8 protein-coding genes are annotated in these 9179 nt (G+C 60.8%); 5 read left to right on the top strand and 3 right to left on the bottom strand.

The window, feature by feature from the left end:
• The first annotated feature begins 73 nt into the window (after positions 1-73).
• Together ACFFT4_RS12070 and ACFFT4_RS12065 are read left to right on the top strand one after the other, a co-directional pair.
• Positions 74-1282 carry a DUF4062 domain-containing protein gene (locus ACFFT4_RS12070; RefSeq protein WP_378047916.1) on the top strand — a complete coding sequence of 403 codons (1209 nt, stop codon included), beginning with the start codon at positions 74-76 and terminating at the stop codon, positions 1280-1282.
• A complete protein-coding gene (locus ACFFT4_RS12065) occupies positions 1279-1464 on the top strand; it encodes a hypothetical protein (protein ID WP_378047914.1) in 186 nt (61 codons plus the stop codon). The genes ACFFT4_RS12070 and ACFFT4_RS12065 overlap by 4 nt, the downstream gene beginning before the upstream one ends.
• Positions 1465-1555: 91 nt before the next feature.
• Here ACFFT4_RS12065 and ACFFT4_RS12060 read toward each other — a convergent pair whose 3' ends face one another.
• Both ACFFT4_RS12060 and ACFFT4_RS12055 read right to left on the bottom strand, forming a co-directional pair.
• Positions 1556-2338, bottom strand: coding sequence for a hypothetical protein (locus ACFFT4_RS12060; protein ID WP_378047913.1), 783 nt, complete (start codon positions 2336-2338; stop codon positions 1556-1558).
• Between the two features lie 125 nt (positions 2339-2463).
• Entirely contained in the window at positions 2464-4266 is a 1803-nt protein-coding gene (locus tag ACFFT4_RS12055) for a glycoside hydrolase family 9 protein (RefSeq protein ID WP_378047911.1), read from the bottom strand.
• 196 nt (positions 4267-4462) lie between these two features.
• Here ACFFT4_RS12055 and ACFFT4_RS12050 point away from each other — a divergent pair, with 196 nt between their 5' ends.
• The 3 genes from ACFFT4_RS12050 to ACFFT4_RS12040 are packed head-to-tail and all read left to right on the top strand — an operon-like array spanning position 4463 to position 6911.
• Positions 4463-5179: an ABC transporter ATP-binding protein gene (locus ACFFT4_RS12050; RefSeq protein ID WP_378047909.1), complete on the top strand. Its 717-nt coding sequence runs from the start codon at positions 4463-4465 to the stop codon at positions 5177-5179.
• Positions 5166-6500 (top strand): ABC transporter permease, encoded by a 1335-nt coding sequence (locus tag ACFFT4_RS12045; protein WP_378047907.1) that lies wholly within the window; start codon positions 5166-5168, stop codon positions 6498-6500. Before ACFFT4_RS12050 ends, ACFFT4_RS12045 begins: the two co-directional genes overlap by 14 nt.
• Positions 6501-6509: 9 nt before the next feature.
• Positions 6510-6911 (top strand): hypothetical protein, encoded by a 402-nt coding sequence (locus tag ACFFT4_RS12040; protein WP_378047906.1) that lies wholly within the window; start codon positions 6510-6512, stop codon positions 6909-6911.
• Between the two features lie 903 nt (positions 6912-7814).
• On the opposite strand, the gene ACFFT4_RS12035 is transcribed toward ACFFT4_RS12040, so the two are convergent.
• On the bottom strand, positions 7815-9074 hold the full coding sequence (locus tag ACFFT4_RS12035) for an MFS transporter (protein ID WP_378047904.1): 1260 nt from the start codon (positions 9072-9074) through the stop codon (positions 7815-7817).
• Between the last annotated feature and the right edge of the window lie 105 nt (positions 9075-9179).

Raw genomic sequence — 9179 nt, 5'->3', positions numbered from 1 at the left:
ATGATGGAGCACCGTGTGAACAGAAATGTTCCCGCACGGCGTGAAGGAGGGGAAAAGGAGAACTGACCGAGTAATGTCGAAGATTCTCCTTACCTATTCCTATATCGATAGCGGCAGGGGGCGGGATAACGAATTGGCCAAAGCGAAAATTTTTATCAGCTCGGTCCATGAGGACGGGCTGAAGCGGCTGCGCAAGGAGGCGTTCGACGAGCTGCGGCAGCTCGGGCACGAGCCGGTCATGTGGGAGGAAAATCTCGGGCCTTGGCCGTCCTACGCCGACCCGGTCTCCAAGTGTCTCGACGCGGTCGGGGAAGCCGACATTTTCCTGCTGTTCGTCGGCAGCCGCGGCGGCACCTACTACAAGGAAGCGCAGCGTACGGTAACCCATATGGAGTTTATCCAGGCCTACGATAAAAACAAAACCATTCTCGTATTCGCGGATACGACGGTCAAAGCGGCGTTCTTCGGCACGGCGCGGCAGTGGATCGACGATTTTCTGGAGCAAGCCGTCGCGGAATCCGGACGACCGCCGTCGACCGACGAGGTGCTGGCCGCGCTCGGGAGCCATTCCGGCCTTCCTGCGCACGTCGATCCGTACGTCTGGTTTCTGCTTCACGATCTGGCCGCCCGCAACGTCTATATGGACGACCTCTCGCTCGGCGTCCGGATCGATTGGCCCGGCTACTTCAGCGACCTGCTGCGGCGCGGCTCGATGCTGCTTCCGCTGAAGGGCTCGATTATCGAGAACGGCCGCAGGCTGGCCCAGTCGGACGAAGCCTTCCGCCTGCTGTCCGAGCTCGCCCTGCTGCAGCCCGGTCCGGAAGGTCCGGATTACGAAACGATTCTGGGCGCGGTCGCAAGCCGCATGCCGGGCGGGCGGATCGAGCGCCGCTACGGACCGTACGTCTCGGAGACGGTCGGGACGTACGGGGACTGCATCGGAGCGACGCTGTACGTCCGGGACGGCGACAAAATGCGGCACGTCGCCAAATGGGCGGACGTCGCGTGGAACCGCTCGTTCCGGCTGAACGACAAGAGCTCTTACGTGGCGCTGACCTACCAGATGAACAAGGACATCGTCCATTACACGCAGGGCAAAACGATGTTCTACGCCTGCTTCAAGCACGGCGAGCACGTACTGACGCTGCATTATCCCGCCGGCCCGGATTGGGACAATCGCAAATACATCGCTTACCAGGAAAGCGTCAATGATGCTATAATGAATAAAAATCCGTATCTTGTTTTCCTCGTTAAAATGGTTGTGGGAGGTTTGTTGGCATGAACGTCTACGTATCCAAAAACGGCAAAGTCAGCCTCGCCGTCGGAGAGCAGCCGAAGGACGCGCTCCTGTTCGCCCCGGCGAAGAAGTCGTCGACCCAGCTCGTGCAGGAGGATTTGTCCGCCTGGAAAACGAGCAACTCCCTGATTCAGGAACGGTTCGCCCAGGCGACCCAGAGACAATAAACGGCCGCGCATCGGGAGTACGACCCGCCCCTGCGGCCGACGCGAAAGAGGACGGAATTCCGGCAGCGCCCGGAACATCCGTCCTCTTGTCTTATTCCGCCGCGCCTCCGGAAGCCGCATCCGGCCTTTCGGGTTTGGCGTGCTTGCCGGCTCCGTGTCCGCGCTCCCCACCGCCGCCCGGGAAACCTCCGTCGACGATTCGCCGAGCCGTCTCTTCCGCGGCCGCCAGCTGCTTGTCCGCTTGCTCCTGCGTCAGCTTGCCGGCCTCGAGCGCCTCGTTGACGCGCTTCTCGATCGCCGCCTTCTGCGCGTCTACGACCTTCTGAACGTCCACGCCCTTGTCCGCGGCAATATCCGCGATCGCCTTGCCTTCCTTAAGCTGTGCCTGCAATTCGTCCGCAGTCAGCCCCAACGCTTCGGCAGCCGCGTTCAAATCCACCGCTCCGACGCGCCCGAGGAAGCCGGGACCGGAATGTCCGCCGGCCCGGGGCTCGGCGTCGATCCAGGCGTCCAGCCCGTCGGCGAATTGCTGCTTGCGTTCCTCCAGCTTCTTGTTGTACGCCTCGGTCAACGCAGCCTTCAGACTGTCCCTGCTTACCCCTTGCTCTTCCGCGATCTCCCCCAGCGTCGAGCCCGCCTTCGTTTTCTCGCGGTACGTCTCCCGGTCCAGCTTAAGCAGCGCCAGCACTTCCTCGCCGACCGCGTCCTTCCCGGACAGCCCCGCGCCTCCGAAGCCTCTATGGCCCTTCTCGATCGGCGCGGCCGCCGCTCCGTTGGACGCCGAAGCGTCGCCCGACGACGCCGCATAGGCGGAGAGCGGAATCATGACCGCCAAGGCGGCCGTAATGCCAAACGTCTTTACCGATTTTCTCATTTTGCTCCTCCTTCACAAGCCAGATTGGTCTTGCTTCGTCAGTATTGCCGCCGATCCTGAGCGAGGGATGAAGCCAACCTTAGAGGAACCTTAGCGGGGGCTGAAAGTTGGTTGAATCCCGCTCCTCAGTCCATAAAAGCCAGCACAAACAGCAGCGGCGCATTGTAGTCGATCGCGTACTCGTTGCTCGCGTAGCTCAGCAGATCGTCGATATAGCTTTTGGCCGGCGGAAGGCCCTGATCGGCCAGCTTCTCCAGCACCGGGTCGTTCAGATCGCGATTGGGGCCTCCGACCAGCAAGCCGGGAACGAGAATGCCACTGGCCGCCGATATGCGGTGATGGGGATATCGCGCATAGCGGGTTCCCGCTCCCGTCACGTAGCTCGTTCCCATCGCATTGCGCCCCAGCACATAATGAAGCTGATCGACGGCTCCGGAGAAGTAGTCCGGATTCGGCCTGAGCTCGTTGGCCAGAAGCAGGAGCTCCGCCTTGGCCATGGCGACTTTGTTCGACGCCCATCTGTAGTCTCCGCCCGTCAGGGCGCTTCGGTATCCGTCCCGCCCGATACTCCCGGCCATTTCGTTCGCCGCGTCCGCGATCGCTTGCGCCGCCGTCCCGCTGCCCGCCGCGGCCTCCGCCCATTGGCCGAGCAGCTGCCCGTCGTTCCAGCTTGCGTAATGCGCAAGACCGGCGGACAGATCGGCGTAATCGTTCGCCAGCGCCTTGCCGTAACGGTCCTCCCCCGTCGTCCTGAACAGCTCCGCCAGCGCCCAATAACGCTCCTCGCGATCCGTCGTCTTGTCGTACGGCCCGGAACCCGAATCCTGCATGTCGTCGAGGCGAAAATAAGGCTCGGGATGCGCCTCCAGCCAGCGTTGAGCCCGTTCGGCCCGGCTCAGCAGCTCGTCGGCGTAATCGGAATCGAACGGCTTGTACACTCTTGCTCCCATCGCCGTCGCCGCCGCGAACATGGCCGTGCCGTAAGTCGACATCCCGTATACCGAGCGCTGCTGGACGTCTTCCGCCGGCGGAATGAAATCCGGGAAAACGCCCCCGCTTATTTTGTGGTAGACCGCCCCGTCTTCCCGCTGCATCCGCAGCAGCCAATCGAGCTCGAACTTGATTTCGGCCAGCAGGTCCGGAGCCGACTCCGCCGCCTCCCAATGCGCCCTCTCGCCGTCCAGTAGGAAGCGGCGGGCCGCGAAGAATTCCGGGCGCAGCTCGTAAGCGAGCATCATCTGTGCCGCGGCAATCGCCGCCGGGGGCACGTATTTCCCATAATCGCCGGCGTCGTACCAGCCGCCGCTCGCATCGATAACCGGCCTTCTTCCCTGCTCGTCCTCGAAGATCGGCTCGGCTTCCTTGTCCTGCAAATGGCCCGCCTGCAGCTTCAGACCAAGCTGCGGATCGTCGAGCGCCTGGCCGGATCGCTGCATCCGGTACGACCGGGAAACGCGATAGATCAGGTCGTCGTAGACGGAGTCCCCGATATAAAAGGGAACCGAGACGCTGCCCTCCGCTTCGATCCGATACCAGCCCGCGGTCTCGAGGCCGCCGATATCGACCTGCGCGACCCAGTCCCCGGAAAGTTCATCGTAACGCGCGGCCGGAACCTTCCCTTCCCATACGGTCCGTTCGTTCCCGTCGCGGTCCGCCACGACGGCTTCAAGCTCGGGGAAAGCTTCGTCCGCAGCGATAACCGCGACTTTCGGGCCTTCCGTCTCGTACCCGACCTGATTCACATGGATTCTAAGCTCCCTGGCCGGTCCCGGGCCCTCGTCTTCGGAGGGCGGCGCAGGCAGCGCCGAGGGAGACGGCGTGGACGAACGGGTCGGCGCGGCTTGATCTCCCCCGAGGCAGCCCTGGAGGACGGCCCCTCCAAGCAGCGCCAAGCCGAGCGCGATTTTCGTTCCCTTGTTTCGGCTCATTTTTCTTCGACCTCCCGTTTATGGAAAACGTTTTCTAAAATAAGTTTATTCGCCCCTCCAGCCTTAAAGTCCTCCCGCGGCCGGAGCAATCTTAAGATTTTCTTTAGGTGTTGTTACCGAATCATTAAGGTTGCGCCCCTATAATCGTCCGTAGGGTTTGAATGTACGACAAGCGATAGGAGCGGAGGAAACTCGTATGATAGAGATGATTCAGGTCAACCACCAATTCGTCATCGGCAAGAAGGGCAGGGAACGCATCGTGCCCGTGCTGCATGAGATCGACTTGCAGGTCAAGGAAGGAGAGATCGTCGCGATTGTCGGACGCAGCGGCTCCGGCAAGTCGACGCTGCTGAACCTGATGTCCGGCTATATCCGTCCGACGGCCGGCGCGATCCGCGTCGCGGGACGAGACGTAACCGGGCTGAGCGAGGGGGATTGGGCCGACTTTCGGCTCGCCCATCTGGGCTTTATGTTTCAGAGCTTCCAGCTCATTCCGAGCATGACCGCCTTCGAGAACGCCGAGCTGCCTCTCGTGCTGAAGGGGATGGGCATCGCGGAACGCAAGAAGCGCGTCATGGCGCTGCTGAATCAGGTCGGCGTCGCCGAATACGCCGGACATTATCCCGGCGAGCTGTCGGGTGGCCAGCAGCAGCGCGTGTCCGTCGCCAGGGCGCTGATGCTCAATCCGCCGATCGTGCTTGCGGACGAGCCTACCGGAAGCCTCGACAGCGACAACGAGCGGCAGCTGCTCTCGCTCATCCGGGAGCTTAACCGCGAGCTCGGCATTACGTTCGTTCTCATCACGCACGACGAGCAGGTCGCCGCCACGGCCCACCGCACGATCGCGCTGAAGGACGGTTACCTGTTGAACGCCCCGGGGAAGGGAGGAGCCTCATCCTATGAAATTCAATGACCAGGTCCGGTTCGTCCGGCAAAATATGAAGAAAAACAAAACGCGCCTGTTCATGACCGTGCTCGCGACGGCGATGGGCTGCGCTTTCCTGATCGTGCTCGCTTCGGTCGGGTTCGGCTTGCAGAAGAGCATCGTCGACAGAGCCGTCGGAGACCGGCTCGTCACCGCTATCGACATCTATGGCATTGCCGCGGAGGACGGCGTGGAGCGGCAGATCGACGAGAAGGGCATCGCATATTTGCGCTCCGTCGATCATGTCAAGGCGGTCACCTACCGGAACAACGTCCGGCAGACGCTTCGCTCTTCCATCGATGGGACCGCCATAACCCCCGGGAAGGTGATCAACGTCGACTTCGCGGCCGAGACGAAGGCGGGCTTCGAACTCAGCGCGGGACGGCTTCCGCAAGCGGACGACGAAGTCGTCGTCGGGTATCATATCCGGATGCCCGCCGAAGGCTTTAATCCGGGCGACGAGCTTCCCTCCGCCGAGGAGTGGCTCGGCAAGACGATGAGCCTGGAGGCTTCCCAGTTCGAAGCGGACGGAATCGAGCGGAAGAAATCGTTCTCCGTCAAGATCGTCGGCATTGCCGCCAAGCCGACGCGCGAATGGTTGACGGATAACTCGACCTACATCGGCAGTGCGGCGATGGCGGAGATCGAGGGCTTTACCGGCACGCAATGGGGCGAGCAGCGCATCGTACCGGACAAAGAGAATCCCGAAGGCTACGAGCCGCCGGGACTGCAGGACCCGCGCCAGTATAACCAGATCCAGGTCATTGCGGACAGCGCCCGGTACGTGAAGGACATTTCGGAGGAAATTCGCGGGCAAGGCTACTTCCTCTATTCCGTCGCGGACGATCTGAAGCAGATCAATCTCATGTTCTTCATTATGAAAATCGGTCTCGTATTCGTCGGCACGATCGCCGTGCTGATCGCCTCTATCGGCATCTACAATACGATGACGATGGCCGTCACCGAACGGGCGCAGGATATCGGCATCATGAAGGCGATCGGCGCCCATCCGTCGGCGATCCGGCGAATCTTCCTGCTGGAGAGCGCCATGATCGGCCTGCTCGGCGCGCTCATCGGCACGGCGGTCGCGTACGTCATCTCGATTGCCGTCAACGCCGGTCTGCCTCTGATCATCGAAGGCTTTATGGACGAGAAGGTGCCGGACGATTTCCGCTTCTCCCTCATCCCCGGCTATCTGGCCGCGCTGTCGGGCCTGATCTCGCTTGCCGTCGCCTTGCTGTCCGGCTCCCGCCCGGCTCGCAGAGCTACGCGGATCGACGTGCTGCGGGCGCTGAGAAGGGACCTGTGACGAACCGCCATGAAGCTGCTTAAACGTCTGATGCTCGTCTACCTGTCGATTGCCGTCCTGCTCGTTCTGCTGATTCTGTGGGGCGTCAAACTGATGGAACCGTTCGGACCGCTGCGGGTTACGGTCGTGAACGAGACAAGCGCCGATCTTGTCACAGTCGAAACAAGCGCCGTCTCCAGCTCCGGCAGCTCGAAGCACTTCTACCGGCAGCGCATCGAAGCCGGGCAGAACGCAAGGATCAGACCCGAGCTCAGCCTGACCGGGGAAGGCGGCGTCTACCAGAAGTTCGTCTTCGATGGCGGCGAAACGCGGGAAGCCGTCGTCTGCGGATATACGGAAAGTCTCTCTGGCACGGCCACGGTTACGCTTCGGGCCGACGGCCGGATAGAAGTGGAGCAGAGCTGCAGTTAGCTCTGCTCCTTTGTGATTTGAGGTAGAATGGAAGTGTAATGGCGGGGTGTAATGGCGGGGTGTTGTGGCGACGTGTAATGACGCTGTGTAATGATGTGTAGTGGGATGTGTAGTGGGACGTGTAATGGCGCTTTGTAATGACGTGTAGTGGCAACGTGTTGTGGCGATGTGTAATGACGTGTAATGGCGAAGTGTAACGGCGAGGTCGGCTCGGGCCGGAAGTTATCCCGGAGCTTCAGTTTGGCATTACCTGTTCCGGATCGGGATTAGTAGGTTGGACGTCAACGCGAAAAAACCGGCTATCTGCCCTCACCAAACCTCCACTTGGGCCACGATACTCGAAGAAACCTGCTATCCCCCCGCCAAAAACCCACATTCCGCTCGCGATGTTCTAAGAAACCTGCTATCCCCTCGCCAAAAGCCCACATTCCGCCCGAGATGTTCTAAGAAACCTGCTATCTCCCCGCCAAAAACCCCCATTCCGCCCGCGATGTTCTAAGAAACCTGCTATCTCCCCGCCAAAAACCCCCATTCCGCCCGCGATGTTCTAAGAAACCTGCTATCTCCTCGCCAAAAACCCCCATTCCGCTCGAGATGTTCTAAGAAACCTGCTATCCCTCACCAAGCCCCTTCTAAACCCGCCACCCCACTTACAGCATAGTATGGGCAACATCGCACACTAGCTGCCATGCCAGCCAGACTCTCGAGCAGAAAACAAACAATCGGAAAATCTTGCAACGCCCCTCCCTCAATGAGCCCAATGCACGACAGAGCGAGTCCCTGGAAATTGCGTGCGCCAGAGTTCTCCAAGAGTCCCGGGAGACGGATGCAAGCTAATTGGGTCGGATAAAAAAAGAAGCCGGCCCCTACAGAGGCGACGACTTCTTAGGTAGAGCAGGACGATCAGACTTTGCCGAGCAGCGATCCCCATTTTTTCTTCGGGCGATCGGACGGCAGCAGGAGCGCGAACAGGCCGACAAGCGGGAAAAAGCTGATCGCGAACATGACGTCGTTGATGCCGAACATATCGATCGCCTGCCCGAGCGCGACTCCGCCGATCGCGCCCATCCCGAAGGCGAGGCCGGTCGTGAGGCCCGAAGCCATGCCTACGTTGGCCGGCATCAGGAACTGCGCGTAGACGACGCTTACGGAGAAGCCGGACAGGATGACGAAGCCGAGCAGCGCGATGAGCGGGTACACCCAGAACAACGGCAGATGCGGCAGCAGAAGCGCAAGCGGAGAGGCCCCGGCAATCGAGAACACGATCATGTTTTTCAGCCCGAAGCGATCCGCCAGGACGCCACCGAAGAACGTGCCGAGCACGCCCGCCGCCAGAAACAAAAACACGGGAATTTGAGCCTGCTGCGTCGTCAGCCCGTAATCGAACTTCAAGTAAAATTGATAAAAGCTGCCGATGCCCGAATGGTACCAGGAGCGCGCGAAGACGAGGAATACGAGCATTCCCATCGCGAACTTGAGCCGGGGATGGCTGGCCTTCTCGACGACGGTCGAGCCGGCCGCCCGAGCGGCCGCGTTCTTCGTCCGATGCTCCTCCCATTCCGCAAGCTTGCGCTTGTACCAAGGAAGCAGGCCGAGCAGCACCGCGATTGCGAAGCCGGCGAACAGCGTACCCCAGATCGCGCCGATCTGGCCGAGGTGAACAAAGATAAGCGCCGTCATGAGCGGTCCCAGCGTACTTCCCGCGTTGCCGCCCACCTGGTAGATCGACTGCGCGAAGCCTCTTCGTCCGCCGGCCGCGAAATAGACGACCCGCGAGCCTTCCGGATGGAAAATCGCCGAGCCGAGCCCGATAAAAACGACCGCCAGCAGCAGCATCCAGAAATGTGGCGAGAAAGCCAGGCCGACCATGCCGATCAGGCTGAGCCCCATGCCGATCGGCAGCATGTTCGGGAGCGTTCTTTTGTCCGAATACGCGCCGACGACGGGCTGCATGACCGATGAGGTCATATTGATCATAAAACCGATCCAGCCGAGCTGGACCATCGATAAGCTAAGCGATTCCTGCAGGATCGGATACAGAGCCGGAACGACCGCCTGCATCGAATCGTTCAGCATATGGACAAGGCTGATGGCGAACAGAACGGGCAGCACCGTCTTCGTGCCCGGATTCGCCGCCCCCTTGGCCCCCGCGATTGTAGCCAAAATCTTTCCCTCCGATGACGTTTCATCTTATGAATTATACCAGTGTAGATTCGAGCTGCGGGGAAGTCAAGGCAAGCAATCGCGAGATTGACGGCAAAAACGCCC

It is taken from the genome of Cohnella cellulosilytica, from assembly GCF_042431195.1.
Taxonomy (GTDB): domain Bacteria; phylum Bacillota; class Bacilli; order Paenibacillales; family Paenibacillaceae; genus Cohnella; species Cohnella cellulosilytica.
The sequence above is the reverse complement of the archived record's forward strand: the minus strand, read 5'-3'. Positions and strand labels throughout refer to the sequence as shown.